The sequence below is a fragment of the Acidovorax sp. SDU_ACID1 genome (assembly GCF_045291395.1).
GTDB lineage: Bacteria > Pseudomonadota > Gammaproteobacteria > Burkholderiales > Burkholderiaceae_C > MR-S7.
Genome location: NZ_CP152342.1, coordinates 4,840,387 through 4,866,130 on the forward strand (window position 1 = coordinate 4,840,387; position 25,744 = coordinate 4,866,130).

The following is a 25,744-nucleotide window of genomic DNA, read 5'->3' on the forward strand; positions in this document are numbered from 1 at the left end:
CCATGGCCATCGGCTGCGAGTGAGGACTGGTCGGTTGACCCCCTCCTTGTAGCTTTTCTGCGCCCCAGCGCTTCCCCCGCTACCATTCTTGCCAGCGACTCATGTGTCGCGCACCTGCCCTCCAGGTGCCCTCCAACGCATTTCACCAAGGAGACCCACCCCCATGTTCAGCCACGTCATGCTGGGAGCCAGCAACCCCGACCAATCCAAGCAGTTCTACGACGCCTTTCTCGGCGCCCTGGGCTGCAAGCCTGGCTTCACTGACCCCAAGGGCCGCACCTTCTGGCGCCACGCGGGCAACACCTTCGCGATCTCCGCGCCCATCGACGGTGCGCCGGCCTGCCACGGCAACGGCGCCACGACGGGCTTCGCGGCCGAGTCGCCCGCGCAGGTGGATGCGGCGCATGCGGCGGGCGTGGCTGCCGGCGGCGTGACCTGCGAAGACCCGCCGGGCTGGCGTGAGAACGCTCCGGGCGGGCGGCTGTACCTGGCCTATCTGCGCGATCCGGCGGGCAACAAGCTGTGCGTGCTGCACCGCCCACCGAAGCCAGCGGCCGCCTGAAGGCGCACGGCCTCTGGTAGTTTTCCCGGCCACGCACAATGGCCGGCGGCGGCGCCCTTGGGCGCCGTCGTGTTTTGGGCCCTGGGGCCCTGTTTGCGAGAGACACCATAGGAGTGCGATTCCATGCTTTTGTCCGAACAATGGGTTCTGGTCACCGGCGGCGCCCGGGGCCTGGGCCAGGCCGTCACGCGCGCGCTGGCGCGCGAGGGCGCGGGGGTCGTCATCAACTACCACCGCAGCGATGCCGCCGCGCAGGCGCTGGCCGAGGAACTGGGGCCGCGCGCCATTGCGCTGCAGGCCGATGTGACCGATGCCGCCGCGGTGCAACGCCTCTTCGCCGTCGCGCGCGAGCGCACGGGCGCCGGCATTAGCGCGGTGGTGAACAACGCGCTGGCGCAGTTCTCGTTCGACGGAGATGCGCGCCCCAAGCTGGGCGACATCGCGTGGGAGCGCTTCAGCCAGCAGATCGAGGGCGCCGTGAAGGGCGCGCTCAACACCATGCAGGCCGCGCTGCCCGCCATGCGCGCGCAGGGCTTCGGGCGCATCGTGAACGTGGGCACCAACCTGTTCCAGAACCCTGTGGTGCCCTACCACGACTACACGGCCGCCAAGGCGGCGCTGCTGTCGCTCACGCGCACGGCGGCGAACGACCTGGGGCCTCATGGGATCACGGTGAACATGGTCTCGGGCGGGCTGCTGCGCACCACCGATGCGAGCAGCGCCACGCCCGAGGCGGTGTTCGACCTGATCGCCAGCCTCACCCCGCTGCGCCGCGTGACCACGCCCGCCGAGTTCGCCGACGCGGTGCTCTTTTCCTCTCGCCCTGGGCGCGCGCCGTGACGGGGCAGAACCTCGTGGTCGACAGCGGCCTCGTGAAGGATTGACCATGGCACTCACCCACCCCATCACGGCCCATCCCATTACCGCGAAATGGCCTGCGCAGCACCCCGACCGGCTGCAGCTCTATTCGCTGCCCACGCCCAACGGCGTGAAGGTGTCGATCGCGCTGGAGGAGATGGCGCTGCCTTACGAGGCGCACCTGGTCAGCTTCGAGACGAACGACCAGTTCTCGCCCGAGTTCCTCTCGCTCAACCCGAACAACAAGATCCCCGCCATCCTCGACCCCCATGGTCCGGGCGGCCAGCCGCTGGCGCTGTTCGAGACCGGCGCCATCCTGTGGTACCTGGCCGAGAAGACAGGGCGCTTCCTGCCCGCAGACGCGGCCGCGCGCTACGAGACGCTGCAGTGGCTCATGTGGCAGATGGGCGGGCTGGGGCCGATGTTCGGCCAGCTCGGGTTCTTCCACAAGTTCGCGGGCAAGGACTACGAGGACAAGCGCCCGCGCGACCGCTACGTGGCCGAGTCCAAGCGCCTGCTGGGTGTGCTGGAGCAGCGCCTGGCGGGCCGAGACTGGATCATGGGTGGCGAATACACCATCGCCGACATGGCCGTGTTCCCCTGGGTGCGCAACCTTGTGGGCTTCTACGGCGCGGGCGAGCTGGTGGGTTTCGATGCCTTCCCCAACGTGCAGCGCGTGCTGGCCGCGTTCGTGGCGCGGCCTGCCGTGCAGCGTGGTCTTGAGGTACCGCCGCGCGGCTGAGGAATAGTAATCAAAACCGGCTGCAGCGCTTGTCTATCAAGCGCGAGCAGCTATGGTTTTGATACTTCTACCAGCGCATCCACCACCACGGCGCCTTCGCCCGCGGCGCCCACCATCACCGGGTTGAGATCCAGCGAGGCGATGGCGCAGCGCGCGCCCGCGATCACCCGGCCCACGGCCACGGCGATGCGCGAGAGGGCGCGCACGTCCAGCGGCGGCTCGCCGCGCACGCCATCGAGCAGCGGCGCGATGCGCAGCGTGCGCAGCGCCGCCTGCACCTGTTCCTCGGAGAACGGCGGCAGCAGCACGGCGCAGTCCTTGAGCGCCTCGACGTACTTGCCGCCGTCGCCCACCACGACCACGGGGCCGAACACCGGGTCGATGCGCGCGCCCACCATGAACTCGCGCCGGGCCTTGCGCGTGGCGGCCACGATCACGCCGTCGCGCTGCACGCCCATCGCATCCATCTTGGCCCAGAAGCGCTCGAACAGCTCGGCGGCCTGCTCGCGCGTCTGCACGCCCAGGGCCACCAGGCCATGCTCCGACTTGTGCGGCACCTCGGCCGAGCAGGCCTTGACGACCGCGGGCGCGCCGATGGCGTCGAACGCGGCGCGCGCTTCGTCGGCCGTGCGGCACAGGTGCATGGGCACGGTGGGCACGCCGTGGCGCGCCAGCAGGCCCAGACTGTCCACCTCGTTGAGGAAGCCCTGCGCGCCGGCGGGCAGCTGCACGTCGGGCAAGGCAGGCCAGGCGGCGCGCGGCGCGCGCATCAGCGCCGTGTGGCCCGCCACCTGGGCGAGCACGGCGATGGCCTCGCCCTCGTTGGGGAAGGTGGCGATGCCATGGGCGCGGAAGGGCGCGGCCACGCTCTCCTGCCACGCGGCCACGGCCACGGGTTTGCCGGCGGCGGCCTCGAACGCGGCGGCGTCGCGCGCGAAGCGGTCCACGTCGTAGCCCGCGCCGGCCACGGGGATGTTCAGGAAGAACAGGTCGGCGGCCGGGTCTTGCGCCACGGCGGGCAGCACGTCGCCGAACAGGCCGCTGTTGGACAGCAGCGCGGCCGTCACGTCGATCGGGTTGCTCGCGGTGGCGAAGCCCGGCAGCTTGGAGGCCACGGCGGCCTGCGTGGCCTCGCTCAGCGGCGCCAGGGCCAGGCCCGCGTCGTCGGCCGCGTCGGCGCCCATCACGCAGCTCGCGCCGGAGTTGCTGATGACCACCAGGCGCCGCCCCTCGGGTCGCCAGCCCTTGAGGTAGGCGTGCGCGGCGCGCGCCTGCTCGTGCGGGTCGCGCACGCGCCAGATGCCGTGGTGCTTGAAGAACGCGTCCACCGTGCGGTCCTCGTTCGCCAGCGCGCCGGTGTGCGACGACGCGGCCTTCTGCCCGCCCGCCGTGCGCCCGGCCTTCACGGCGACGATGGGCAGGTCGCGCTCGCGCGCATAGGCGGCGGTGGCGGCCAGCATGTCGGGCTGGGCGATGTTCTCCAAGTACAGCAGCAGCAGCTTCACGTCGGGGTCGTGGGCCACGGCCCAGGCCATCTCGGCCACGGTCACGTCGGCCTCGTTGCCCGTGGCGTGCACGTGGCGCACGCCCAGGCCGCGCCCGCGCAGCAGGCCGTAGGCCATCGAGCTCATGCCGCCGCTCTGGCTCACGATGCCCACGGGGCCGTCCATCGGCGGCACCTCGATGAACATGGTGGAAAAGCCGGCGATGGCGCCGGTGCCGAAGTTGGCCAGGCCCTGCGTGTTGGGGCCATAGAGGCGCATGCCCGCGGCGCGGGCCTTGGCCACCATGTGGTCTTGCAGCTCGCGCCCGGCGGGGCCCGTCTCGCCGAAGCCCGAAGCGATGACTACGGCGCCCTTCACGCCGCGCGCGGCGCATTCCTCCACGGCGGCCACGGTCTTGTCGCCGCCCAGGGCGATCACGGCGAGGTCGGGCACCTCGGGCAGCGCGGCCAGCGACGCGTAGCTCCTGTGGCCCTGGATCTCCTCGCGCGCCGGGTTGATGGGATAGACGGCGCCCCGGTAGCCGTGGCGCTGCATGTAGTGGATGGGGCGCCCGCCGATCTTGTGGATGTTCTCGGACGCGCCAATGATGGCGACCGAGCGCGGGTCGAGGGCGGAGACGAGCAGGTCTTGCATTGCAGTTACGTGTATCTCAGTTGTCGAAGAGCCATGACGCGCAACCCGTGAAACCGGCGCAACCCGGGCGAGGGCCGCCGTGCAAGGGCCGCCCCGCCGCACTGGCGGCGTCCCCTTCCAGGGGGAAGGCGCGAAGCGACTCAGGGGGTTAGTCAATTTTTGCGCCGGAGGTCTTGACCACCTTGCCCCACTTGTCCACCTCGGCCTGCAGGAATTTGCCGTAGGCGGCGGGGGTGTCCCACGCGGCGGAGAAGCCCTGGGCCTCGAAGCGCTGCTTCACTTCGGGGTTCTCCAGCACCTTCTTCAGCTCCGCGTTCAGGCGGTTCACCACCTCGGGCGGCGTGCCGGCCGGGGCCAGCAGGCCGTTCCAGGCGATGGCCTCGTAGCCGGGCAGGCCCGATTCGGCCACGGTGGGAATGTCGGGCGCGCTGGGCGAGCGCTGGCTGCTGGTGACGGCCAGGGCCTTGAGCTTGCCGGCCTTCACGTGCGGCATGGACGAGAGCATGGTGTCGAACATCAGGTCGGCCTGGCCGCCCATCACGTCGGTGAGCGCGGGCGCGCTGCCCTTGTAGGGCACGTGGGCCATCTTCACGCCGGCCATGGCGCTGAACAGCTCGGCCGACAGGTGCGTGGACTGGCCGTTGCCCGACGAGGCGTAGTTGAGGCCGCCCTGCCTGGACTTGGCCAGCGCGATCAGCTCCTTCACGTTGTTCGCGGGCGTGGCGGGGCTGGTCACGATGACCAGCGGGCCGCTGGTGAGCTGCGAGATGGGCGCGAAGTCCTTGGTGATGGAGTAGTTGAGCTTGGCGAACAGCGAGGGGTTGATGGCGTGCGCCGTGGTGGCTACGACCAGCGTGTAGCCGTCGGGCGCGCTGCGGGCCACGGCCTCGGCGCCGATGTTGGCGCCCGCGCCGGGGCGGTTGTCCACCACGAAGGGCTGGCCCATCTGCTCCTGGAGCTTCTGCGCCACCACGCGCGCCACGATGTCGGTGGGGCCGCCCGGCGGGTAGGGCACGACGAGCTTCACGGGCTTTTCGGGGTAGCCGCTGGCCCAGGCGAGGGGCGCTGCGCACAGCGCGGCGCAGGCGATGCCGATCCAGCGGCGGCGGGAGGGAATGGGGTGCATGTGTGTCTCCTTGGTGTGGTTTCAGTCGATAGGGGAAAAGCGCAGCAGGGCGCGGCCCTGGTGCTCGAAGAATCCGGCGCGCACGCGCTGGCCGATCTGCACGCCCGGCACGGCATGGCCCATGAGGCGCGGGCCTTCGTCCAGCTCCACGATCACCAGCGTGTAGGGCGCGAGCGGGCGGAAGTCGTCGGACGGCGCGCGCGCCACCACCGTGGCGGCGCGCACGGTGGCGGTGCCCGCGGCGTCATGCCAGCGCAGGTCTTCGTGGCCGCAGCGCTGGCAGGCGTGGCGCGCCAGGGTCTGGGCGTGGCCGCAGGCGGCGCAGCGCTGCAAGCGGACCACGCCCGCGCGCAGGCCGTCGTTGAAGGGGGCGGCAAGCATGGTCAGTTCTCCCGCGAAAGGATGAGGCTCACGTGCGAGGACATCACGCCACCGTCGGCATGCACGAAGGCGCGGCGCGGCGCGCGGATCTGGCGCTCGCCCGCTTGGCCTGCCATCTGGCGCCAGGCCTCTACCGCGTGCGCCATGCCGCCGGCCACGCCGCAGTGCCCGAACGACAGCAGCCCGCCGTGCGTGTTCAGCGGCAGCGCGCCCGTGGGCGCGAAATCGCCCGCGCGGGCCCGCGCGGCGGCACCCGCGCGCGGGGCGAAGCCGATCTCTTCGAGCAGCATCACCAGCGTGATCGTGAAAGAGTCGTAGATGCCCAGGTAATCAATGCCCTCCTGATCCACCTCCGCCTCGGCGAACGCCTGCGCGGCGGCTTCGCCCGCGCCGCACTGCATCACGTCGGCCATGGCCGTGAGGTGCTGGTGGCGGTGCGCCTGGCCCGCGCCCGCCATGCGGATGGGCGCGTGCGGGCCGGGCTCGGCGGAGACGACGAGCGCCATGGCGCCGTCCGAGATCGGGCAGCAGTCCAGCAGCGACAGCGGCGCGGCGATGGGCTTGGAGGCCAGCACCTCGGCCTGCGTGATGGGCGTGCGCAAATGCGCTTCGGGGTGGCGCGCGGCGTTGGCGCGCATGAGCACGGCGAACTCCGCCAGGTCGGCACTGGTGACGCCCGTGCGCTGCATGTATTCCGAGGCCATGAGCGCGTAGTACGCGGGCACGCTGGCGCCGTTGGGCACCTCGTAGTCGGCGTCGCCCACCTGGGCCAGGGTCTGGATGGCGCTGTCGCGCGACTGGCCCGTGAGGCGGTTCTCGCCCGCCACCACCAGCACGTTGCGGCAGCGGCCCGCGCGTACCAGCTCGCGTGCGGCCATGAGCATGGCCGCGCCCGTGGCGCCGCCCAGCTGCATGCCGTGCGCATAGCGCGGCGCCAGGCCCAGGCGCTCGCACAGCAGCGTGGACAGCATCAGGTGCGGCAGCGTGGTGGCGTAGCCGCAGAGCACGCCGTCAATGGCGCCGCGCGCGAGCCCGCTGCTTGCCAGCGCCTGCCGCGTGGCGGCGGCCATCAGGTCGATCGGGCTCTGGCCTTCATGGCGGCCGAAGGGGATGCTGCCCGCGCCGCGCAGCCACGCGGTGGGGGTGGGGGATGTCATCGTGCGGTCTCCTTGGTGTGGCGGGTGGCCGCCATGCGGGTGCGCATGGCCTCGGCCCAGCGCACCTGGCAGACGGTGGACTCGTGCAGCAGCGCCTGGGCCAGCGCCGCTTCGCGCGAGAGAATGCGATCGTTCAGCGCGGCGATGCTCAGCGCCGCCACGGGGCGGCCCTCGGGGTCGAGGATGGGCACGGCGATGCCGCCCATGCGCTCGATCACCACGTCCAGCAGCACGACGTGGCCCCTGCTGCGCGCATCGGCGATGCGCTCGCGCAGCAGCGCGGGCGTGATGCGCGGGTAGCGGCCCATCTGGCCGGCCAGGATGTCCAGCGCCGCTTCGCGCTCGGCCTCGGGCATCCAGGCCAGCAGCGCCAGGCTGCCCGCGCCGGCGCCCAGCGGCCGGCGGCTGCCTACGCGCAGGTAGTTGGCGCGGATCGGGTAGGTGCCTTCCTCCACGTCGATGCACAGCGACTCCACGCCGCTGGGGATGGAGAGCACCACACTGTCCTCGAACCGCCCCACCAGCCGCAGCAGGCTGGGGCGCGCGAGCGAGCGCGGATCGAACCGCCGCAGCGCCGCGGCGCCCAGCACCATCAGCTCGGGCCCGAGCGAGAACTGCTTGCTCTGCGCGTCGCGCATCACGAAGCCGCCCTGCACCATCACCTCCAGCAGGCGCAGCGCGGTGGCCTTGTCCAGGTCGGCCGCGGCGGCGATGTCGGTCAGGCGGGCGTTGCCGCCCTCGGACATCACGCGCAGCACGCGCATGGCGCGCTCCACGGTGGACGTGCTGCCGCCGGGCGGGGGGATCACCACGGCTTTGGGACGGGTTGAAGGGGGCATGGGCGTGTTTCTTTGGTTGAAACGTCGTTCGGCGTGCAATTTAGGTGCACGGGCGGCAGAGGGTCAAAAGACGGTATGGAAGTTTCAATGGATAAAACGATTGGCGCGCCGGGTCAGGGCTAACCCGGGGGCGCCGCGTGCGCGACAATGCCCGGCTTTGCGTCCGCCCCATCCATGCTCCCAGCCCCACCCCATGCGGTATCCCTGCTGCGCGACGCGCGCCTGGCCCGCAGCACGCGGCCCTTCCTGGCGCGCGGCGGCTCGCGCCGCGTGCATTGCCCGGGCTGCCGGCTGGTGACCAGCCACTGCATGTGCCTGCTGCGCCCGCAGGTCGCCACGCGTGCGGGCGTGTGCCTGCTGATGCACGACGCCGAGCCGCTCAAGCCCAGCAACACCGGCTGGCTCATCGCCGACGTGGTGGCCGACACCCATGCCTTCGGCTGGGCGCGCACCGAGGTGCCCCCTGCGCTGCTCGCCCTGCTGGCCGATCCACAGTGGCAGCCCTGCGTGGTGTTCCCCGGCGAGTTCGTGGAGCCCGCGCGCGTGGTGCGCACGGTCGAACCCGCCGCCGCCGGCGCAAAAAAACCGCTGTTTGTGCTGCTCGACGCGACCTGGCCCGAGGCGCGCAAGATGTTCCGCAAGAGCCCCTGGCTCGACCGCTTCCCTGTGCTGAGCCTCGAAGGCGGCGAAGCCTCGCGCTACCGCCTGCGCCGCTCCACGCGCGGCGACCATTTCTGCACCGCCGAGGTGGCGGCCCAGTGCCTCGACCTCGCGGGCGAGGGCCTGGCGGCCGACGCGCTCGATGCGTGGCTGGACGTGTTCAGCGAACGCTACCTGCTCGCCAAGCACCAGCGGCCGGTGGACCCCGGCAGCGCCGCTCACGTCCGGTTGCAGGCGCTGGCCGGGTGACGGCCACAATCGGGGCGATGCGCCGCAGACACCTCCTCTCCTTCACTGCCGCCGGGCCGCTCGCGCTGCTCTCGGCCTGCGCCAGCGCGCAGCCCAGCTACACCGTCAGCCTGCGCCAGATGCAGCAGGCGCTCGACGGGCGCTTTCCGCGCAGCTACCCCGTGGCCGGCCTGCTCGACCTGCAGCTGCAGACGCCGCGCCTCGCGCTGCTGCCCGAGCGCAACCAGATCAACGCCGTGGCCGACGTGCAGGCCAGCGGCCCGCTGCTGCGGCGCAGCCACGGCGGCACGTTCGACGTGGACTTCGCGCTGCGCTACGAGCCTTCGGATCGCACCCTGCGGGCGCACGACCTGCGCGTGAATGCGCTGCGCCTGGACGGCCTCAGGCCCCAGGCCGCGCAGGCGCTGGCGCTCTACGGCCAGCAGCTGGCCGACCAGTCGCTGCGCGAGGTGGTGCTGCACCAGCTGCAGCCCAAGGACCTCGCCCTGGCCGACGGCCTGGGCGTGCAGCCCGAGAGCATCACCGTCACGCCCCAGGGCCTGGTCGTGCGTTTCGGCAACAAGCCACGTCCCTGAGAAATCCTGATTTGATAGCTGCCAGCGCTTGATGGACGGGCGCTGGAAGTCGATTCGGCTTGAAACCGCTGGCGCGGCGATCGCCCCCGTCCTACGCGGCAGGGGCGGGAGGTGCGGTTACAAATACGCCATCCCGCCCGCTTCCCCTACCGCGCCATGCACCGCAACCCGCCCGTTTCGCCCTTTCCCGCCCAGCCCGTCGTCGTCGTCACCGGGGCCTCCAGCGGCATCGGCCATGCCACCGCGCTGGCCTTCGCGCGGCGCGGCGCGCGCCTGGTGCTGGCGGCGCGCAACCCCGAGACGCTGGCGCCCGTGGCCCTGGCCTGCAACGCCGCGGGCGGGCAGGCGCTGGGCATGCCCACCGACGTGACCGACGCCGACGCCGTGCTGGCCCTGGCCGACAAAACCGTGCGCCACTTCGGGCGCATCGACGTCTGGGTCAACGCCGTGGGCGTGGGCGCGGTGGGCCGCTTCGACGGCGTGCCGCTGGCGGCCCACCGGCGCGTGATCGAGGCCAACCTGCTGGGCCACCTGCACGGCGCGCACGCGGCGCTCACGCGCTTTCGCGCCCAGGGCCACGGGCTGCTGGTCAACATGATCTCGCTCGGCGGCTGGGTGCCCACGCCCTATGCGGCGGCCTACGCGGCCAGCAAGTTCGGCCTGCGCGGCCTGTCGGAGAGCCTGCGCGCCGAGGTGGCCGGCCTGCCGCACGTGCACGTGTGCGACGTGGCGCCCACCTTCGTCGATTCGCCGGGCCTGTCGCACGGCGCCAACTACACCGGCCGGCGCATCCGCCCGCCGCTGCCCATGGTGGACCCGCGCGCCGTGGCCCAGGCCATCGTGGACCTGGCGGACGCGCCCCGGCCCCGCGCCGTCACTTGGCTGGGCGCGGGCGCGCTGCCGGGCCGCGTGGCGCATGCGATCGCCCCCGGGGGCACGGCGCGCGCCATGCGCTGGCTGAGCGACCTGGGCCTGCGCCACGCCACGCCCGTGCCGCCGAGCGAGGGAAACCTGTTCCGCCCCTCGCTGCAGACCTCCATCGACGGCGGCAACCGCCAGCGCCGCGCCGGCACCGCCGCGCTGGTGGCCGCGCTGGGCGCCGTGGGCCTGGCGGCGGGCTGGTGGCTGGGGCGGCAACGCGGCCGCTGAGGCGGCGGTGCTATTCATCGCATAGCTGCTTGCGCTGGATGGTCGGGCGCTGCAGGCCGATTTGGCTGTTTTTGCAGGCCCGGCGTCGGCCTACACCCGAGCGGCCCGCGCGTGCCTACGATGGGCTGTTCCACCGCCGAAAGGAGCGATGCATGCAAGTCCAGCCCTACCTGATGTTCGACGGCCGCTGCGAGGAGGCGCTGGATTTCTACGCGCAGGCGCTGGGCGCGCAGACCATGGTGCTGATGCGCTTCCGCGACAGCCCGGAGCCGCCGTCCGGCGAATGCGCCAGCGCCGCGCCGCCGGGCGACAAGGTCATGCACGCCGAGTTCCACATCGGCGAGACGGCGCTCATGGCCTCGGACGGCGACGCGGGCGGCAGGCCGATGTTCCAGGGCATCTCGCTGGCACTGTCCTCGCCCAGCGAGGCCGAGGCGCGCGCCCGCTTCGACGCGCTGGCCGACGGCGGCGCGGTGGTCATGCCGCTGGCCAAGACCTTCTTCTCGCCCGCGTTCGGCATGGTCAACGACCGCTTCGGCGTGTCGTGGATGGTGGTTACGGACGCGGGCTGACCATGATCGAGCCGCCCCGCATCGTCGAGATCGCCGCCGCGCGCGACACCGCCGTGATCCACGTGCGCTGCACGCGCGAGGACATCCGCAACACCATGGACCGCGGCGTGGCCGAGCTGCTGGAGGGCGTGCGCGCCCAGGGCGCCAGGCCCGCAGGCCCGCTGTTCACCCACCACCTGCGCCGCCCCACCGACAGCTTCGATTTCGAGATCGGCGTGCCCGTGGACAAGCCCGTCGGCCCGGCCGGCCGTATGCGCCCCAGCCAGTGGCCCGCGATGCGCGTGGCCCGCACCGAGCACCGCGGCCGCTACGAGGACCTGCCGCAGGCCTGGCGCGCCTTCATGGACTGGGCCGCGCAGCAGCAGCTCGACGTGACCGGCGACCTGTGGGAGTGCTACCTCACCGGCCCCGAGACCGGCTCCGACGCCAGCGCGTGGCGCACCGAGCTCAACCAGCCTCTGCGCAGCGTGTAGAGTTGCTCCCAAAAAAATAGCTGGTTGCGCTTGATGGATAAGCGCTGGAGGCCGATTTGGCTGCAGGTGCTGCCATTGTCCCATCCGCGCACCACAGCGTTGCACGCGCGCCGCTGGTTTCCGCGCCGGGCGCCCGCATATGCTGGAAACGGCGCATTGCCGCATTCCCACGCCCTGGAGCACCTTGTCCATGACTTCCTCTCCCATCCTGCGCAGCCAGCCCCTCGGCCCGCTGTGGCCCACGCTGGACCCGTTCCTCTTCTGCGCCCACCACGACGATGCCTACCCCGCCGGCAACGGCGCCATGGGCGTGCAGGCGGTGGCGCTGGAGGAGCGCCAGATCGGCAGCGACTTCAGCCGCAAGGACGGCTTTTCCATGTACCACGGCGACAGCGTGCCGGGCTTCCCCGGCCACCCGCACCGCGGCTTCGAGACCGTGACGCTGGTGCGCAAGGGCCTGATCGACCACGCCGACTCGCTGGGCGCGGCCGCGCGCTTCGGCGGCGGCGACGTGCAGTGGCTCACCGCCGGGCGCGGCATCCAGCACTCGGAGATGTTCCCGCTGCTGCGCGCCGACCAGCCCAACCCGCTGGAGCTGTTCCAGATCTGGCTGAACCTGCCCGCCCGCCGCAAGATGGCCGCGCCGCACTTCACCATGTTCTGGAACGAGCGCATCCCGCGCGTGGAGCAGGACGGTGCCACCGTCACCGTGGTCGCCGGCGCACTGCCGGGGGCCACGCCGCTGCCGCCCCCGCCCGAGTCCTGGGCCGCTGATGCCGAGGGCGACGTGGCCATCTGGACGCTGCGCCTGGAACCCGGTGCGCGCTGGACGCTGCCTGCTGCCCGGGGCGAAGGCACGCGGCGCATGCTCTACTGGTTCACGGGCCAGGGCCTGGCGCTCGCCGGCGGCCGCGTGCCCGGCCATGCGGCGCTGGAGATCGTGGCGGACCAGGCGCTGGAGCTGCACAACACCGGCAGCGACGCCGTGGAATGCCTGCTGCTGCAGGGCCGCCCCATCGGCGAGCCGGTGGCGCAGTACGGCCCGTTCGTCATGAACACGCAGCAGGAAATCATGCAGGCCATGCAGGACTACCGCCGCACCCAGTTCGGCGGCTGGCCGTGGGACAGCCACGACCCGGTGCACGGCCCCGAGGCCCGGCGCTTCGCGCGGCACCCCGGCGCGCAGGCCGACGAGGTGCCGCAGGGCGCCTGAGCGTCAGGCGCTGAATTCCTGCGCCAGGAAGTCCACCACCGCCCGCACGCGCGGCGCGAGCGAGCGGCCGCGCGGGTAGAGCAGATAGAAGCGGTCGTCCTCGGTGCGCTCCTGGTACTGCGTGAGCAGCGGCACGAGCGCGCCCGTCGCCAGGTCGCCCGCGATGTGGAAACGCGCGAGCCGCACCACGCCCAGCCCCAGCAGCGCGAAGGTACGCAGCAGCTCGCCCTGGTCCGCGCCGATGTAGTTCGGGATGTCGATGGTCTTGAGCCCGCCCTCGTCGTGGAACGTCCAGCGGTTCCACTGCGTGCGGATGGTGAAGTTCAGGCACCGGTGGCGCAGCAGGTCCTCGGGCTGCGCGGGCGTGCCGAAGCGCTGCAGGTAGCCGGGCGCGGCGGCGATGACCCAGGGGCGCAGCATCAGCGGGCGGCCGATCAGCGTCTGCTCCGTGGGCCGGCCGCTGTGGATGGCCACGTCCAGCCCCTGGCGGATGAAGTCGCCGCGCTGCGTGCCCAGCACGAAGTCCAGGTGCAGGCGCGGGTGCTTGTCCAGCAGCCTGGGCAGACGGGGCGCGACGAGGTACTTGGCCGTGGTCAGCGCGGTGTGGATGCGCACGGTGCCCGAGACCTCGGCATCGGCCACGCGCGCGCCGGCCTCGGCCTCCTCCATCGCCTGCACCACCTGCTCGCCCGCCGCGCGAAAGCGCTCGCCCTCCTGCGTGAGGCGGATGGCGCCCGCCACGCGCTCGAACAGCCGCACGCCCAGACGCGCTTCCATGCGCGCGATGAGCTTGCTGATCGTCGAGGGCGACTGGTGCAGCCTGCGGCCCGCGCCGGAAAAGCTGCCTTCCTCCACCACGCGCAGGAACACCTGCAGTTCGCCGAACTTGTCCATGAGATTCCTGTGAAATCCGTTCACATGCGCTTTGCCGCCGCATGCGTTGTCTGCCTGGCCGTCACTCTACAGAATGCCCCGCAGACCCAGAACGGAGACAACGCGAATGAGTGAGAACAAGCTGCTGCGCATCGGCTCGGGCGCGGCCTGGTGGGGCGACCGTGTGGAGCCCGCGGCGCTCAATGCCGAGCGCGGCGACCTCGACTATCTGTGCTTCGAGACCATGGCCGAGGCGACGGTCTCCGCCGCGCAGGTGCGCGCGCGGCGCGACCCGTCCTTTCCCGGCTACGACACCTACTTGGACGACCGCATGCGCGCCGTGCTGCCCGCCTGCATGCGTCGGGGCACGCGCATCGTCTCCAACCAGGGCTGGATCAACCCGCAGGGCGCGGCCCGGCGCATCGTGGAGCTGCTGCGCGAGCTGGGCATCGCGGGCGTGAAGGTGGCGGCGGTGGGCGGCAGCCTCATCACCGACCGCGTGCTGGAGCTGGCGCCCACCATCCTCGAAAACGGCCAGCCCACGGCCACGCTCAAGGACACGCTGATCTCCGCCGAGGCCTACATGGGCGCCGAGCCCATCGTGCAGGCGCTGCGCGAGGGCGCGCAGATCGTGGTGACGGGCCGCGTGGCCGACCCGTCGCTGTTCCTCGCGCCCATGATGTACGAGTTCGGCTGGGACCCGCTCGACCACGAAAGGATCGGTGCGGGCAGCGGCATCGGCCACCTGATGGAGTGCGGCGCGCAGGTGACGGGTGGCTACTTCGCCGACCCGGGCCTCAAGGACGTGCCCGACCCGTGGAACTTCGCCTTCCCCATCGCCGAGGTGGATGCGCAGGGCGGCGTCACGCTCTCCAAGGTGGCGGGCACGGGCGGCGCCATCACCGCGCAGACCGTCAAGGAGCAGATGCTCTACGAGGTGCACGACCCCGCCCACTACATCACGCCCGACGTGGTGGTGGACTTCACCCGCGCGCGCATCGAGCCCCTGGGCCCCGACCGCGTGCGCGTCACCGGCCTCACCGGCAAGCCGCGCACGCCCACGCTCAAGGTCTCGATGGGCTGCACCGAGGGCTTCATCGGCGAGGACATGTTCTTCTACGCCGGCCCCGGCGCGCTGCGCCGCGCGCAGCTCGCCAAGAAGATTCTGGAAGAGCGCTTCAAGATCGTGCAGCTCGACGCCGAGGAGGTGCGCATCGACTTCCTGGGCCTGAACGCCATCCACGGCGCGGCCACGCCGCCCGATGCGCCCGAGCCCTACGAAGTCGCCGTGCGCGTGGCCGCGCGCACCCGCACGCGCGAGGAGGCCGTCAAGGTCGGCCGCGAGGTGGACGGCATGGCCGTCTCCGGCGTGGGCCACACCGGCAAGCGCGTGCCGCACCAGGACCGCACGCGCGAGGTGATCGGCGTGTGGTCATCGCTCGTGCCGCGCGGGCAGGTCGCGGCGCACATCGACTATTTCACGAGCTGAGGAGCGACCGCCATGAAGGCACGACTGGAACAGCTGGCCCACACGCGCTCGGGCGACAAGGGCAACACCTCCAACATCGCCGTGTTCGCCTACGAACCCGCGCTGTATCCGCTGCTCAAGGAGCAGCTCACCGCCGAGCGCTTCAAGGCCTTCCACCGCGCGGCCATCACCGGCGAGGTGCTGCGCTACGAGGCGGAGAACCTGCACGCGCTCAACTTCGTCGCGCACGGCGCCCTGGGCGGCGGCGTCTCGCGCAGCCTGTCGCTGGACAACTACGGCAAGGCGCTGTCGGCGGCCATCCTGGGCTTCGAGCTCGACGTGCCCGACGAGCTGGCGCCGCTGCTGCGCGAGCGTGCGCCCGCCTGACACCCCCTACACCACAAGCAAGGAGACACCACCATGAACTTCAGGATGCTTCGCACGCTCGCGGCTGTGGCCCTTTCGGCCTGCGCCGTGCTGGCCCACGCCCAGAACTACCCCGCCAAGCCGGTGCGCATCGTCGTGCCCTACCCGGCGGGCGGCACCACGGACATCATCGCGCGCATCGCCGCCGCGCAGCTCGCCGAGCGGCTCAAGCAGCCCTTCGTGGTGGAGAACCGCGCGGGCGCGAGCGGCGCCATCGGGTCCGTGGCCGTGGCCCAGTCTGCGCCCGACGGCTACACGCTGGTCATGGGCACGGCCAGCTCGCACGGCATCAACTCCGCGCTGCAGAAGAACCTGCCCTACGACGCGGTGAAGGACTTCGCGCCCGTCACCGTGGTCGCCAGCACGCCCAACATCGTGGTGGTGCACCCGAGCGTGCCCGCCAGGACATTGGGCGAGCTGTTGGCGCTGGCCAAGGCGCAGCCGGGCAAGATCAACTTCGGCTCCACCAGCCCCGGCGGCTCGCCGCACATGAGCGCGGAGCTGCTCAAGATGATGGCCGGCGTGGACATGACGCACGTGCCCTACAAGGGCGCCGCGCCCATGCTCACCGACCTGATCGGCGGGCAGATCCAGGTGGGCTTCGACAACCTGCCGTCCACCATCGGCTTCGTGCGCGGCGGCAAGGTGCGCGCGCTGGCCGTGACCACGCCGCAGCGCTGGCCCGGCGCGCCCGACATTCCCACGGTGGCCGAGAGCGGCGTGCCGGGCTACGAGGTCTCCGGATGGTTCGGCCTGCTGGCGCCCGCGGGCACGCCCAAGGCGGTGCTCGACACGCAGCAATCGGCCGTGGCGCAGGCCGTGCAGCAGCCCGAGGTGGCCAAGCAGCTGCGCGACCTGGGCGCCGAGCCCGTGGCCAACAAGCCCGAGGCGTTCGCGCGCGACATCGCGGCCGACGTGGAGAAATGGCGCAAGGTGGTCCAGGCCACGGGCGTGAAGCTCGACTGAGCGCGGGGCGCGTGCGGGACAATGGCGCCTTCGTTTCGTGAACCCATTGCCATGCATATCGCCAAAGACACCGCCGTCACCCTGACCTACAAGATCACCGAACCTGCCACGGGCAAGCTGCTCGACTCCGGCCACGTGGCCTACCTGCACGGCGGCTACGAGAATCTCTTCGCCAAGGTGGAGGCCGCGCTGGAAGGCCAGGCCGCGGGCCATGCCGCCACGGTTGACCTGGCCGTGGAGGACGCCTTCGGCCCGCGCGACGAGAGCCTGGTGCGCACCATCCCCAAGAGCGAATTCCCGCCCGGCGTGAAGGTGGGCGGCCAGCTCCAGGGGCCGGGTGCGGACGGGCAGCCGCAGGTGTTCCACGTGGTCAAGATCAAGGGCCCCGAGGTGCACCTGGACGGCAACCACCCGCTGGCCGGCAAGGCGCTGCGCTTCGCCTGCAAGGTGACCGAGGTGCGCGCCGCCACGGCCGAGGAAATCGCCCACCGCCACGTGCACGGCGGCCACGGCCACCACCATTGACGTGGCGGTGCGGCAGCTCGCTATGTAAAAGTGAGCTGCTCGCGCTTGTCCTGATTGGTCTGGGGTGCTATTTGTCTCATAAATGCCTAAAGCCGGTTGTTGAAAGATAATTGCGAATCTTTCTCAATATCCTTTTCATCATGCATCCGAACACTATCCGCTTCCCGCTGCTGCCCGTCGCGGCGGCCGTGGGCCTGGCGCTCGCGGCGGGCGCCGCCGGCGCGCAGGCACAGGCCTCCGACAGCGCACCCTCCCTGGCCACCGTGACCGTGGAGGCCAGCGCCGACGCGTCGGCCCAGGGCCTGGCCAAGCCCTACGCGGGCGGGCAGGTGGCGCGCGGCGCGCGCGCGGGCGTGCTGGGCACCCAGGACATGATGGACACGCCGTTCTCCGCCACCAGCTACACCAGCGAGCTGATCCAGGACCAGCAGGCCAAGAGCGTGGGCGACGTGCTGCTCAACGATGCCGGCGTGCGCCAGGCACGGGGCTTCGGCAATTTCCAGCAGACGTACTTCGTGCGCGGCTTCACACTGTATTCGGACGACGTGGCCTACAACGGCCTGTACGGCCTGGTGCCGCGCCAGTACATGGCCACCGAGTTCGTCGAGCGCGTGGAGGTGTTCCGCGGCGCGAACGCGTTCCTGAGCGGATCGGGTGCGGGCAGCGTGAGCGGCGGCGGCCTGGGCGGCCTCATCAACGTGGTGCCCAAGCGCGCCAGCAACGAGCCGCTCAGCCGCGTGGCCGTGGGCGTGGCCAGCGGCGGGCAGCTCTACGCGGCCACCGATCTCTCCCGCCGCTTCGGCCCCGACAACGCCACGGGCGTGCGCCTGAACCTGGCGCGGCGCAGCGGCGACACGGGCGTGGACAACGAGGACACGCGCACCACCGTGGGCTCGCTGGGCCTGGACTGGCGCAGCAGCCGCACGCGCCTGTCGGCCGACCTGGGCTGGCAGGAGCACAAGCTGAGCGCGCCCCGGCCCGCCGTCACGCCCACGGCCAGCCTGCCGATGCCGGCCGTGCCCGATGCCAAGGCCAACTACGCCCAGCCCTGGACGTACTCCGACAGCCGCGACTTGTTCGGCACCGTGCGCGGCGAGTTCGACTTCAGCGACCAGTGGACGGGCTGGGCAGCCCTGGGCATGCGCCGCGGCAAGGAAGACAATTCCCTGTCGGGCCTGACGCTCTCGAGCGCCACGGGCAATGCCACGCTCAACCGCTTCGACAACACGCGCGAGAACCACATCAAGACCGGCGAGCTGGGCGTGCGCGGCAAGTTCGAGACCGGCGCGGTCAAGCACACGGCCGTGGCGTCGCTCTCGGCCTTCGACTCCAGCGAACGCAACGCCTGGGGCTACAACTACGCGACCGGCCAGACCAACAACATCTACAACCCCGTGGCGCTGACCCCGCCGGCCCTGACCGGCTTTGGCGGCACGCTGGGCAGCCCGCGCGAGACCGAGCGCATCAAGACCGGCAGCCTGGCGCTGGCCGACACCATGGCCTTCCTGGACGAGCGCCTGCTGGTCACGCTGGGCCTGCGCCACCAGACCATCAAGGTCGACGGCTTCGATGCCACCACCGGCGCCAGCGCCGGCAGCTACGACAAGAGCCGCGTGACCCCGGTGGGCGGCATCGTGTTCAAGCTACGCTCCGACGTGTCGGTCTACGCCAACTACATCGAAGGGCTGGCCAAGGGCGGCTCCGCCCCGGCGACCAGCGGCGGGCAGCCCGTCGCCAATGCCGGCGAGGTGTTCGCGCCCTACGTCACGCGCCAGAAGGAAGTGGGCCTCAAGTACGACGGCGGCAGCATCGGCGCCAGCGCCGCCTTCTTCACCACCGACATGCCCAGCGCCTACGTGATGAACAACGTCTACGGCGTGTTCGGCAAGCAGCGCAACCGGGGGCTGGAGTTCAACGTGTTCGGCGAACCCGCCAAGGGCCTGCGCGTGCTCGGCGGCCTGACGCTGCTGGATGCCAAGTACCTGACCACGGCGGGCGGCGCCTTCGACGGCAACCGCGTGGTGGGCGTGCCGCGCACCCAGGCCAACCTGGGTGCCGAGTGGGACGTGCCGGGCGTCAGCGGCCTCGCGCTCAACGCGCGCGTGCTCTACACCGGCGCCCAGTACGCCAACGCGGCCAGCACCCTGCGCGCGCCGGGCTGGACCCGGCTGGACCTGGGCGCGCGCTACCTGCTGGACGTAGGCGGCCGGCTCGTCACGCTCAACGCGCGCGTGGACAACGTGGCCAACCGCGGCTACTGGGCCTCGGTGGGCGGCTACACCACCTACGGCTACCTGGTGCAGGGCGCGCCGCGCACGTTCTCGCTCACGGCTAGCGTCGACTTCTGATGCGCGCCTTCTGGACGCTCGTGCACCGCTGGGCGGGGCTTACCGTGGCCCTGTTCCTCATCGTCGCCGGGCTCACCGGCGCGGTGATCTCGTGGGACCACGAGATCGACGAGTGGCTCAACGCGGACATCATGCACACCCCCGGCCGAGGTCCGCTGCAGGACCCGCTGCGGCTGGCTGCCGCCGTGGAGGCCGACGATCCGCGCGCCGAGGTGAGCTACATGACGCTGGGGCTGGAGGAGGGCCACGCCGCCTCCTTCCTCGTGCGCCCGCGCACCGACCCGTCCACCGGCGCCAGGTTCGTGCTGGACTACAACACCGTCTACGTCGATCCCGTCACGGCCCGCATCACCGGCCACCGCAACTCGCGCAGCATCGCGCTCAGCAAGCGCAACCTCATGCCCTGGCTGCGCCACCTGCACGAGAGCCTGCACATGCCCGCCTTCTGGGGCAGCGACCGCTGGGGCTTCTGGCTCATGGGCGGCGTGGCGCTGATGTGGCTGATCGACAGCTTCGTGGCGCTCTACCTCACTTTCCCGGTGCGCCAGAAGGTGCGCTCCGCGCGCACCTGGGCCAGCCGCTGGCGCCCCTCGTGGGCGGTGCGCTGGCGTGCGGGGGGCTACAAGCTCAACTTCGACCTGCACCGCGCGGGAGGCCTCTGGGTGTGGGGCATCATCATCGTGGTGTCGTTCACCTCGTTCTCGCTCAACCTCTACCGCGAAGTGTTCTATCCGGTGATGAGCAAGATCTCGACGACCACGCCGGGCCCCTACGAAACCCTCAAGCCCGCACCGCTGGGCACCTTCATCGAGCCGCGCATCGGCTTCGCCGACGCCATCGCCATCGCGCGCCGCGAGGGCGAGCGCCTGGGCTTCGAGCACCCGCCGGGCGGCATCTGGTACGGCGGCGACTTCCCGTTCTACAACATCTCGTTCTTCGACCCGACCCACGAGCTGGGCGCGATGGGCATGGGCCTGTCGAACATCTACGTCAGCTCCGACACGGGCGAGGTGCTGGGCATGCACCGCCCCTGGCACGGCACTGCGGCCGACGTCTTCGTGCAGCTGCAACTGCCGCTGCACTCCGGGCGCATCCTGGGGCTGCCGGGGCGCATCCTCATGTCGTTCATGGGGCTGGTGGTGGTCATGCTCTCGGTCACCGGCATCGTGATCTGGGAGCGCAAGCGCCGCGCGCGGATGCTCCAGAAAACATAGCTGCTCGCGCTTTCTGCACAAGCGTTGGGGGCCTATTTCATTCAAATAGCGGTTCCGCAGGGCGTTCTTTCTCCCGGGCTTGCATGCCATGACTGGCGGTACGCTCCATGGCTTTGCCCACCTGTCCAGGAGACTTCCATGCGTCCCGAAGAAGACGGCCCCGCTTTCAACGCTGGCGATGAATGGCGCAGCGTCATCGCCACCTACGCACGCCCCGGCGTGGCGCAGGCCTGCCTGCTGCTGCAGGAGGCCCTGGGCGTCGATGTGCTGGTGCTGCTGCACCTGGCCTATGCGCAGGGCCGGGGCCAGGGGCCGGCAGGACCGGAGCACGTCGGCCGGGCCGACGCGGCGATCCGCGGGTGGCGCGACACCGTGGTGAAGCCGCTGCGTGCCGTGCGGCGCGCGCTCGGCAAGGACGACCCGGCGGTGCGCGGCCTGCGCGCCGACATCCAGCGCTGCGAGCTGGAGGCGGAGCGCCATGGGCTGGCCCTGCTCTCGGCCATGCCCTGGCCGCAGGGCGGGGCTTCCGCGCCAGGTGCCGTGCAGCACGTCGTGCGCTTCTACGGCGAGCGCGGCGGATGCCTGGCGCGCGCGTCCGAGCCCGAGGTCGCGGCCGCGATACGGCTGCTGGAAAACCACCTGGAATAACCCCGGCGGCAGTGCGGCCGCACGTGCCTGCGCAGGCCGCAAGGGCCGGCGCGGACGTCCGTGCGCACCCGCTTGACAAGCCTTCTTGATCTTATATAGTCCGGACAAATAGACCGATGACCAGGAGACAAGATGCACGCCGTAACCAGCCTGTCGGCCGCCATGGAAGAGGCCCGGGCACATGACGATCTGCTGACGATCACGCGGGAAACCAACCCGCATCTGGAGGTGGCCGCCATCGCGCGCACCACGGACGCGGGCCCGATGGTGGTGTTCGACCAGCTCAGGGGCTACCCGGGGCACCGGATCGTGACCAACGTGTTCAGCGACCGCCAGCGCATCGCGCGCTGGTGCGGCATCGAAGCCATCGACCTGCCGCGCCGCCTGGCCGACGCGGCGCTGAACCCCGTGCCGTCCCGGATCGTGAGCGAGGGGGCGAGCCAGGCGCACGTGACCACGAGCGGCATCGACCTTTTCAAGGCCTTGCCGCTGGCGCAGCAGACCCAGGCCGACGCGGGCTGCGTGATCACCGGCGGGCTGGCGCTGGTGCGCGACCCGGACACGGGCGCATTCAACGGTTCGTACCACCGCATGCGGGTGCTTGGTCCGGACCATACCTGCATCACCATCCAGGCCGGGCGGCACCTGCTGGAGATCGCGCGTAAGCTGCGTGCGCGCGGCGAGCGGCGCATTCCGATCAGCGTCAACATCGGCGCGGGGCCGGCGGTGCTGCTGGCCTGCTCCGGCAGCACGCAGCAGACCCTGACGCCGCTGGGCTACGACGAGCTGGGCATGGCGGGCGCGCTGCAGGGCCAGGCGGTCGAGGTCGTGCCCTGCCGCTCGCAGGAAGGCGCGTGGAGCCTGGCCGAGGCCGAATACGTGCTCGAAGGCTATATCGACACCGACCGCCTGGTGTCCGAGGAGGACTCGGGCAAGGACGGCGAGAAGGGCATGATGCCCGAGGCCGGCGGCTACATGGGCCGCGCCTGGCGCGTGTGGCAGTTCAACGTGACCGCGATCACGCACCGCACCAATCCCGTGTACTGGTTCCCCCTGGCCGTGAATGCCGAGACCACCAACCTCATGGCGCTGCCGGCCGAGGCCTCGGTGTTCGACGCCTGCCGCCGCATCAGCCCGCGCGTCTTCGACAACTGCCACGTGCTGCAGGCCATGCGCGGCTGCCTGGGCGTGGTCATCCGCATCCGGCGCAAGAGCTTCCGCGACGAGGGTTTGCAGAACAACCTGGCGTTCGGTGCGCTGTCGGCGCATTCCGACCTGGGCTGGGTCATCGCGGTGGACCACGACATCGACCTGACCAACGCCGACGACGTGATGTGGGCCGTCATCACGCGTTCGGACATGCGCGAGGGGCTGATGCTCTCGCCCCGGGCCAAGGTGAGCGGCATGCTGGCCGAAGGCGACGCAGCGGGCACGGGCCGCAAGGTCTACATCGACGCGACGGCGCCGTTCAACCGGTCCGACCGCTACGAGCGCGGGCGCTTCGAGAACGTGGCCATCGAGGACTGGATCGGCGCCGAGGCCGCGTCCCGGCTGCGGGCCCGCCAGCCGGACTACCTCAAGTCGATGCTCGCGCGCGGCTACTGACGGCGTTTCCCACCCCACTTTCCGAAAGGCAAGCCACATGAGCGATACCTCGCATCCCTCCAAGCCAGCCAAGCCGTTCAACTGGGACAAGTTCCAGGCGAGCCTGGGGTACACGGACGAGCAGATGGCGGAGTTCCGCGCCGACGAGCGCCGGCGCCGGGCCGCCGAGGCCATTCCCGAGGCCAACCGCCGCACGGTGGTGGCGACGGTCGTCGCCAGCCACGGCTGCGCCGCGGGCTTCAAGATGGGCGACCGCATCGAGGTCAGCGCGGCCGGCGTCGTGAAGTCCTGCAACGTGTGCATCTACGCCGTGGCGCCCATGACCATCCACGCCGCCATGGCGCACGACCGCATCGCCGAAGGACTGGACCCCGACGGTATGTGGTTCAACACCTTCAGCTGCCAGGACGCGGGTTTCTGCAACGGCAGTTGGGGGCAGGTGTGCTTCAAGGTGAGCGTGGAATGAGCGCCCGCGCCGCCGCGCGGCGGAGGGTCGTCGTCGGCATCTCGGGTGCCAGCGGCAGCGCCTACGGCATCCGCATGCTGGAGATGCTGCGCGGCGTGCCCGACGTGGAAACGCACCTCATCGTCAGCCGCTCCGCGCGCCAGACCCTGCAGTTGGAGACGTCGCTGCGCGTGGAGCAGGTGGAAGCGCTGGCCGATGTCGTCCATTCCAGCGCCGACATCGGCGCCTCCATCTCCTCGGGCTCGTTCCGGGTGCATGCGATGGTGGTCGCGCCGTGCTCGATCAAGACCATGTCCAACCTCGCCTGGGGCAACACGGGCGAGCTGATGGCCCGCGCGGCCGACGTGGCGCTCAAGGAGCGCAGGCGCGTGGTGCTGATGCTGCGGGAGACGCCGCTGCACGCGGGGCACATCGAAAGCATGCTGCGCGTCACGCAGGCGGGCGCCATCGTCTTTCCGCCGGTGCCGGCGTTCTACAACCGCCCGCAGTCCGTCGCGGACATCGTGGACCACAGCGTCATGCGCTGCCTCGACCTGATCGACGTGGAATGCGAGGCCGCGCCGCGCTGGGGCGAGACCAGCCGTGCGCTGCTGTCCGCCGCCACGGGCCCGCTGCCGACAACAACCGATGGAGAACCCCATGAGCGAAGCAACAGCCACTGAGGTGGATTACCAGGACCTCGTCGACCGGCTCATGCAGCGCCTGCGCCTGCGCAGCGCGCCGCTGGCGCTGCAGCTGTTCGAGACCGTCGACGAGATGCGTGGCATCAAGGGCATCCGCTGGCCCGTGGAGGGCACGCGTTTCTCCATGTGCCAGCTGGTGGGCCAGGCCCGCTGGCTGGGGTGGACGCTGGGCGCCACGCACGAGCATGTGCCGCCCGACAGCAACTGCGGCGGCGTCATGGGGCTGAATGCGCCGGGGAAGAAATACCTGGACGGCAGCATGTTCCATGGCGTGTGGTTCGCCACCATCGAGGCCTCGCGCGAGCACCAGGCCCAGATGCCGCGCGTGCCCAGCGGCAAGTACGTGGGCGTGGTGCTGTCGCCGCTGGCGAGCGGCCGCCTGAAGCAGCCCGACTCGGTGCTGGTCTATGCCACGCCGGGCCAGATGGTCACGCTCATCAACGCCCTGCAGCACCGCAGCTACGTGCGCTACCAGTTCGCGACCACGGGCGAGTCCGCCTGCGCCGACAGCTGGGGCGCGGGGCTGGCGACGCGCGAGCCCAGCATGTCCATCCCCTGCTTCGCGGAGCGCCGCTTCGGCGGCGTGCAGGACGATGAGCTGCTGATCGCGCTGCAGGTCTCGCACCTGCAGGAAATCGTGCTGGGCCTGGACTGGCTGGCCGGCCACGGCATCCGCTACCCCATTCCGCCCTACGGCATCCAGTGCGACCCCGCCGCGGCCTTCCAGGCCAGCTACGCCGGCAAGCTCTGAAGACGCACGGGGGCGGGACTTCCGCCCGTTGACTGCCATAACGAAACCACGGAGACATCCATGCAGCGTCGTCACTTCATCCACTCCCTTGCAGGCGGCGCGCTCGCGGCCTGCGCGCCCTCGGTGTTCGCGCAGGCCTATCCTGCGCGGCCCGTCCACATCATCAATCCGTTCGCGGCGGGCGGCGCGCTGGACCAGCTCGCGCGGCTGCTCGCGCAGCGCCTGGGCGACACGCTGGGGCAGCCCGTCGTGGTGGAGAACAAGACGGGGGCCAGCGGCAACATCGGCGCGGAATACGTGGCCAAGAGCGCTCCCGACGGCTACACGCTGGTGATGGGGTCGAGCGCCACCCACGGCATCGCGCCCAGCATCTACGGCAAGCGCCTGCCGTTCGATCCGCTCAAGGACTTCACGCCCATCTCCGCCACGGTGGTCCAGAAGAACGTGCTGGTCGTGAACGCGTCGCTGAACGTGCGCAGCGCGCAGGACCTGATCGCGATGGCGCGCGCCCAGCCCGGCAAGCTGTCGTTCGGCTCCTCGGGCGCTGGCACGTCGCAGCACCTGTCGGGCGAGCTGTTCAACAAGCTCGCCAACGTCGACGTGCTGCACGTGCCCTACAAGGGCAGCGCGCTCGCCATGCAGGACCTGCTGGGCGGCCAGCTGACGATGCTGTTCGTGGACATCCCGACGGCGCTGCCCCACATCCGCGCCGGCAAGCTGCGCGCACTGGGCCAGACGGCGGCGGAGCCGTCCCCCACGCTCGCCGACGTCGCGCCGCTCGCCCAGCAGGGGTTGCCCGGCTTCGACATCAAGGCATGGTACGGCGTCATGGGGCCTGCGAAGATGCCCCAGGCCGTCGTCCAGCGGCTCAACGCCGGCATCGTGGAATACCTCTCCGATACGCAGGCGCGCGAGAAGCTGCTCGGCATGGGGATGGAGCCGCTACCGCTGGATGCGGCCCAGTCGGCGGCCTTCATTGCCGGCGAGCTGCAGAAGTGGACCGAGATCGTGCGCATCACGGGGGCGACGGTCTGAGGCGGTGCCAGCCACGAAAAAGCCGGCCAGGGGCCGGCTTTT

26 protein-coding genes and 1 pseudogene are annotated in these 25,744 nt (G+C 71.0%); 21 read left to right on the forward strand and 6 right to left on the reverse strand.

The features are described 5' to 3' along the window. Nucleotides 1-163 precede the first annotated feature (163 nt). From AAG689_RS23520 to AAG689_RS23530, 3 genes and pseudogenes are all read left to right on the forward strand, one after another. Complete coding sequence (locus tag AAG689_RS23520; protein ID WP_020229153.1) at nucleotides 164-562, forward strand: VOC family protein; 399 nt, start codon at nucleotides 164-166, stop codon at nucleotides 560-562. A gap of 123 nt (nucleotides 563-685) precedes the next feature. After that, nucleotides 686-1,446, forward strand: a pseudogene (locus AAG689_RS23525) (3-oxoacyl-ACP reductase). A gap of 2 nt (nucleotides 1,447-1,448) precedes the next feature. Then, the gene (locus AAG689_RS23530) at nucleotides 1,449-2,162 is read left to right on the forward strand and encodes a glutathione S-transferase C-terminal domain-containing protein (protein ID WP_406624020.1); all 714 of its coding nucleotides are present in this window, start codon (nucleotides 1,449-1,451) and stop codon (nucleotides 2,160-2,162) included. A 50-nt stretch (nucleotides 2,163-2,212) separates the two neighbouring features. Here the strand turns inward: AAG689_RS23530 and AAG689_RS23535 are convergent, their stop codons facing one another. From AAG689_RS23535 to AAG689_RS23555, 5 genes are all read right to left on the reverse strand, one after another. Continuing rightward, nucleotides 2,213-4,300: an acetate--CoA ligase family protein gene (locus AAG689_RS23535; RefSeq protein WP_406624021.1), complete on the reverse strand. Its 2,088-nt coding sequence runs from the start codon at nucleotides 4,298-4,300 to the stop codon at nucleotides 2,213-2,215. Between the two features lie 148 nt (nucleotides 4,301-4,448). Beyond that, nucleotides 4,449-5,426, reverse strand: a complete 978-nt coding sequence (locus tag AAG689_RS23540) for a tripartite tricarboxylate transporter substrate binding protein (protein WP_406624022.1) — start codon at nucleotides 5,424-5,426, stop codon at nucleotides 4,449-4,451. Between the two features lie 21 nt (nucleotides 5,427-5,447). After that, nucleotides 5,448-5,807, reverse strand: a complete 360-nt coding sequence (locus tag AAG689_RS23545) for a Zn-ribbon domain-containing OB-fold protein (RefSeq protein ID WP_406624023.1) — start codon at nucleotides 5,805-5,807, stop codon at nucleotides 5,448-5,450. A 2-nt stretch (nucleotides 5,808-5,809) separates the two neighbouring features. Beyond that, a complete protein-coding gene (locus AAG689_RS23550) occupies nucleotides 5,810-6,964 on the reverse strand; it encodes a thiolase family protein (RefSeq protein WP_406624024.1) in 1,155 nt (384 codons plus the stop codon). Next, entirely contained in the window at nucleotides 6,961-7,803 is an 843-nt protein-coding gene (locus AAG689_RS23555; RefSeq protein ID WP_406624025.1) for an IclR family transcriptional regulator, read from the reverse strand. Before AAG689_RS23555 ends, AAG689_RS23550 begins: the two co-directional genes overlap by 4 nt. Before the next feature lie 174 nt (nucleotides 7,804-7,977). Here AAG689_RS23555 and AAG689_RS23560 point away from each other — a divergent pair, with 174 nt between their 5' ends. The 6 genes from AAG689_RS23560 to AAG689_RS23585 all read left to right on the forward strand — a co-directional run bounded on the left by AAG689_RS23560 (nucleotide 7,978) and on the right by AAG689_RS23585 (nucleotide 12,694). After that, a complete protein-coding gene (locus AAG689_RS23560) occupies nucleotides 7,978-8,712 on the forward strand; it encodes a tRNA-uridine aminocarboxypropyltransferase (RefSeq protein WP_406624026.1) in 735 nt (244 codons plus the stop codon). Nucleotides 8,713-8,729: 17 nt separating this feature from the next. Then, nucleotides 8,730-9,287: a DUF1439 domain-containing protein gene (locus AAG689_RS23565; protein WP_406624027.1), complete on the forward strand. Its 558-nt coding sequence runs from the start codon at nucleotides 8,730-8,732 to the stop codon at nucleotides 9,285-9,287. A 156-nt stretch (nucleotides 9,288-9,443) separates the two neighbouring features. After that, nucleotides 9,444-10,436, forward strand: coding sequence for an SDR family oxidoreductase (locus tag AAG689_RS23570; RefSeq protein WP_406624028.1), 993 nt, complete (start codon nucleotides 9,444-9,446; stop codon nucleotides 10,434-10,436). Between the two features lie 152 nt (nucleotides 10,437-10,588). After that, nucleotides 10,589-11,008 (forward strand): VOC family protein, encoded by a 420-nt coding sequence (locus tag AAG689_RS23575; RefSeq protein WP_406624029.1) that lies wholly within the window; start codon nucleotides 10,589-10,591, stop codon nucleotides 11,006-11,008. Nucleotides 11,009-11,010: 2 nt separating this feature from the next. Beyond that, complete coding sequence (locus AAG689_RS23580) at nucleotides 11,011-11,481, forward strand: GyrI-like domain-containing protein (RefSeq protein ID WP_406624030.1); 471 nt, start codon at nucleotides 11,011-11,013, stop codon at nucleotides 11,479-11,481. 190 nt (nucleotides 11,482-11,671) lie between these two features. Next, a complete protein-coding gene (locus AAG689_RS23585; protein WP_406624031.1) occupies nucleotides 11,672-12,694 on the forward strand; it encodes a pirin family protein in 1,023 nt (340 codons plus the stop codon). Between the two features lie 3 nt (nucleotides 12,695-12,697). Here AAG689_RS23585 and AAG689_RS23590 read toward each other — a convergent pair whose 3' ends face one another. Then, nucleotides 12,698-13,588 (reverse strand): LysR family transcriptional regulator, encoded by an 891-nt coding sequence (locus tag AAG689_RS23590; RefSeq protein WP_406624032.1) that lies wholly within the window; start codon nucleotides 13,586-13,588, stop codon nucleotides 12,698-12,700. Between the two features lie 106 nt (nucleotides 13,589-13,694). On the opposite strand from AAG689_RS23590, the gene AAG689_RS23595 reads away from it, so the two are divergent. The 12 genes from AAG689_RS23595 to AAG689_RS23650 all read left to right on the forward strand — a co-directional run bounded on the left by AAG689_RS23595 (nucleotide 13,695) and on the right by AAG689_RS23650 (nucleotide 25,702). Beyond that, on the forward strand, nucleotides 13,695-15,056 hold the full coding sequence (locus tag AAG689_RS23595; RefSeq protein WP_406624033.1) for an acyclic terpene utilization AtuA family protein: 1,362 nt from the start codon (nucleotides 13,695-13,697) through the stop codon (nucleotides 15,054-15,056). 12 nt (nucleotides 15,057-15,068) lie between these two features. Then, on the forward strand, nucleotides 15,069-15,422 hold the full coding sequence (locus tag AAG689_RS23600; RefSeq protein WP_406624034.1) for a hypothetical protein: 354 nt from the start codon (nucleotides 15,069-15,071) through the stop codon (nucleotides 15,420-15,422). 33 nt (nucleotides 15,423-15,455) lie between these two features. Continuing rightward, nucleotides 15,456-16,427 carry a Bug family tripartite tricarboxylate transporter substrate binding protein gene (locus AAG689_RS23605; protein WP_406624035.1) on the forward strand — a complete coding sequence of 324 codons (972 nt, stop codon included), beginning with the start codon at nucleotides 15,456-15,458 and terminating at the stop codon, nucleotides 16,425-16,427. Nucleotides 16,428-16,478: 51 nt separating this feature from the next. Continuing rightward, nucleotides 16,479-16,952, forward strand: coding sequence for a peptidylprolyl isomerase (locus AAG689_RS23610; protein ID WP_406624036.1), 474 nt, complete (start codon nucleotides 16,479-16,481; stop codon nucleotides 16,950-16,952). A 140-nt stretch (nucleotides 16,953-17,092) separates the two neighbouring features. Beyond that, nucleotides 17,093-19,300 carry a TonB-dependent receptor gene (locus tag AAG689_RS23615; RefSeq protein WP_406624038.1) on the forward strand — a complete coding sequence of 736 codons (2,208 nt, stop codon included), beginning with the start codon at nucleotides 17,093-17,095 and terminating at the stop codon, nucleotides 19,298-19,300. Continuing rightward, entirely contained in the window at nucleotides 19,300-20,514 is a 1,215-nt protein-coding gene (locus tag AAG689_RS23620; protein WP_406624039.1) for a PepSY-associated TM helix domain-containing protein, read from the forward strand. Before AAG689_RS23615 ends, AAG689_RS23620 begins: the two co-directional genes overlap by 1 nt. Before the next feature lie 138 nt (nucleotides 20,515-20,652). After that, the gene (locus tag AAG689_RS23625; protein ID WP_406624040.1) at nucleotides 20,653-21,162 is read left to right on the forward strand and encodes a TIGR02444 family protein; all 510 of its coding nucleotides are present in this window, start codon (nucleotides 20,653-20,655) and stop codon (nucleotides 21,160-21,162) included. Nucleotides 21,163-21,294: 132 nt separating this feature from the next. After that, nucleotides 21,295-22,767: a UbiD family decarboxylase domain-containing protein gene (locus AAG689_RS23630; protein ID WP_406624041.1), complete on the forward strand. Its 1,473-nt coding sequence runs from the start codon at nucleotides 21,295-21,297 to the stop codon at nucleotides 22,765-22,767. A gap of 37 nt (nucleotides 22,768-22,804) precedes the next feature. Then, nucleotides 22,805-23,233: a hypothetical protein gene (locus AAG689_RS23635; protein WP_406624042.1), complete on the forward strand. Its 429-nt coding sequence runs from the start codon at nucleotides 22,805-22,807 to the stop codon at nucleotides 23,231-23,233. Next, on the forward strand, nucleotides 23,230-23,895 hold the full coding sequence (locus AAG689_RS23640; RefSeq protein ID WP_020229177.1) for a UbiX family flavin prenyltransferase: 666 nt from the start codon (nucleotides 23,230-23,232) through the stop codon (nucleotides 23,893-23,895). Before AAG689_RS23635 ends, AAG689_RS23640 begins: the two co-directional genes overlap by 4 nt. Further along, a complete protein-coding gene (locus AAG689_RS23645; protein WP_024001630.1) occupies nucleotides 23,873-24,667 on the forward strand; it encodes a DUF169 domain-containing protein in 795 nt (264 codons plus the stop codon). Before AAG689_RS23640 ends, AAG689_RS23645 begins: the two co-directional genes overlap by 23 nt. Nucleotides 24,668-24,727: 60 nt before the next feature. After that, nucleotides 24,728-25,702 carry a Bug family tripartite tricarboxylate transporter substrate binding protein gene (locus AAG689_RS23650; RefSeq protein ID WP_406624043.1) on the forward strand — a complete coding sequence of 325 codons (975 nt, stop codon included), beginning with the start codon at nucleotides 24,728-24,730 and terminating at the stop codon, nucleotides 25,700-25,702. Nucleotides 25,703-25,744: the final 42 nt, after the last annotated feature.

What these genes read in the sequence shown, in the direction of transcription:
- AAG689_RS23600 (WP_406624034.1), top strand. Translation starts at nt 15,069, where the DNA reads ATGAAGGCACGACTGGAACAGCTGGCCCACACGCGCTCGGGCGACAAG.
- AAG689_RS23605 (WP_406624035.1), top strand. Translation starts at nt 15,456, where the DNA reads ATGAACTTCAGGATGCTTCGCACGCTCGCGGCTGTGGCCCTTTCGGCC.
- AAG689_RS23570 (WP_406624028.1), top strand. Translation starts at nt 9,444, where the DNA reads ATGCACCGCAACCCGCCCGTTTCGCCCTTTCCCGCCCAGCCCGTCGTC.
- AAG689_RS23645 (WP_024001630.1), top strand. Translation starts at nt 23,873, where the DNA reads ATGAGCGAAGCAACAGCCACTGAGGTGGATTACCAGGACCTCGTCGAC.
- AAG689_RS23650 (WP_406624043.1), top strand. Translation starts at nt 24,728, where the DNA reads ATGCAGCGTCGTCACTTCATCCACTCCCTTGCAGGCGGCGCGCTCGCG.
- AAG689_RS23630 (WP_406624041.1), top strand. Translation starts at nt 21,295, where the DNA reads ATGCACGCCGTAACCAGCCTGTCGGCCGCCATGGAAGAGGCCCGGGCA.
- AAG689_RS23595 (WP_406624033.1), top strand. Translation starts at nt 13,695, where the DNA reads ATGAGTGAGAACAAGCTGCTGCGCATCGGCTCGGGCGCGGCCTGGTGG.
- AAG689_RS23590 (WP_406624032.1), bottom strand. Translation starts at nt 13,588, where the DNA reads ATGGACAAGTTCGGCGAACTGCAGGTGTTCCTGCGCGTGGTGGAGGAA.
- AAG689_RS23540 (WP_406624022.1), bottom strand. Translation starts at nt 5,426, where the DNA reads ATGCACCCCATTCCCTCCCGCCGCCGCTGGATCGGCATCGCCTGCGCC.
- AAG689_RS23575 (WP_406624029.1), top strand. Translation starts at nt 10,589, where the DNA reads ATGCAAGTCCAGCCCTACCTGATGTTCGACGGCCGCTGCGAGGAGGCG.
- AAG689_RS23565 (WP_406624027.1), top strand. Translation starts at nt 8,730, where the DNA reads ATGCGCCGCAGACACCTCCTCTCCTTCACTGCCGCCGGGCCGCTCGCG.
- AAG689_RS23535 (WP_406624021.1), bottom strand. Translation starts at nt 4,300, where the DNA reads ATGCAAGACCTGCTCGTCTCCGCCCTCGACCCGCGCTCGGTCGCCATC.
- AAG689_RS23610 (WP_406624036.1), top strand. Translation starts at nt 16,479, where the DNA reads ATGCATATCGCCAAAGACACCGCCGTCACCCTGACCTACAAGATCACC.
- AAG689_RS23585 (WP_406624031.1), top strand. Translation starts at nt 11,672, where the DNA reads ATGACTTCCTCTCCCATCCTGCGCAGCCAGCCCCTCGGCCCGCTGTGG.
- AAG689_RS23620 (WP_406624039.1), top strand. Translation starts at nt 19,300, where the DNA reads ATGCGCGCCTTCTGGACGCTCGTGCACCGCTGGGCGGGGCTTACCGTG.
- AAG689_RS23615 (WP_406624038.1), top strand. Translation starts at nt 17,093, where the DNA reads ATGCATCCGAACACTATCCGCTTCCCGCTGCTGCCCGTCGCGGCGGCC.
- AAG689_RS23580 (WP_406624030.1), top strand. Translation starts at nt 11,011, where the DNA reads ATGATCGAGCCGCCCCGCATCGTCGAGATCGCCGCCGCGCGCGACACC.
- AAG689_RS23635 (WP_406624042.1), top strand. Translation starts at nt 22,805, where the DNA reads ATGAGCGATACCTCGCATCCCTCCAAGCCAGCCAAGCCGTTCAACTGG.
- AAG689_RS23545 (WP_406624023.1), bottom strand. Translation starts at nt 5,807, where the DNA reads ATGCTTGCCGCCCCCTTCAACGACGGCCTGCGCGCGGGCGTGGTCCGC.
- AAG689_RS23550 (WP_406624024.1), bottom strand. Translation starts at nt 6,964, where the DNA reads ATGACATCCCCCACCCCCACCGCGTGGCTGCGCGGCGCGGGCAGCATC.
- AAG689_RS23555 (WP_406624025.1), bottom strand. Translation starts at nt 7,803, where the DNA reads ATGCCCCCTTCAACCCGTCCCAAAGCCGTGGTGATCCCCCCGCCCGGC.
- AAG689_RS23560 (WP_406624026.1), top strand. Translation starts at nt 7,978, where the DNA reads ATGCTCCCAGCCCCACCCCATGCGGTATCCCTGCTGCGCGACGCGCGC.
- AAG689_RS23520 (WP_020229153.1), top strand. Translation starts at nt 164, where the DNA reads ATGTTCAGCCACGTCATGCTGGGAGCCAGCAACCCCGACCAATCCAAG.
- AAG689_RS23530 (WP_406624020.1), top strand. Translation starts at nt 1,449, where the DNA reads ATGGCACTCACCCACCCCATCACGGCCCATCCCATTACCGCGAAATGG.
- AAG689_RS23625 (WP_406624040.1), top strand. Translation starts at nt 20,653, where the DNA reads ATGCGTCCCGAAGAAGACGGCCCCGCTTTCAACGCTGGCGATGAATGG.
- AAG689_RS23640 (WP_020229177.1), top strand. Translation starts at nt 23,230, where the DNA reads ATGAGCGCCCGCGCCGCCGCGCGGCGGAGGGTCGTCGTCGGCATCTCG.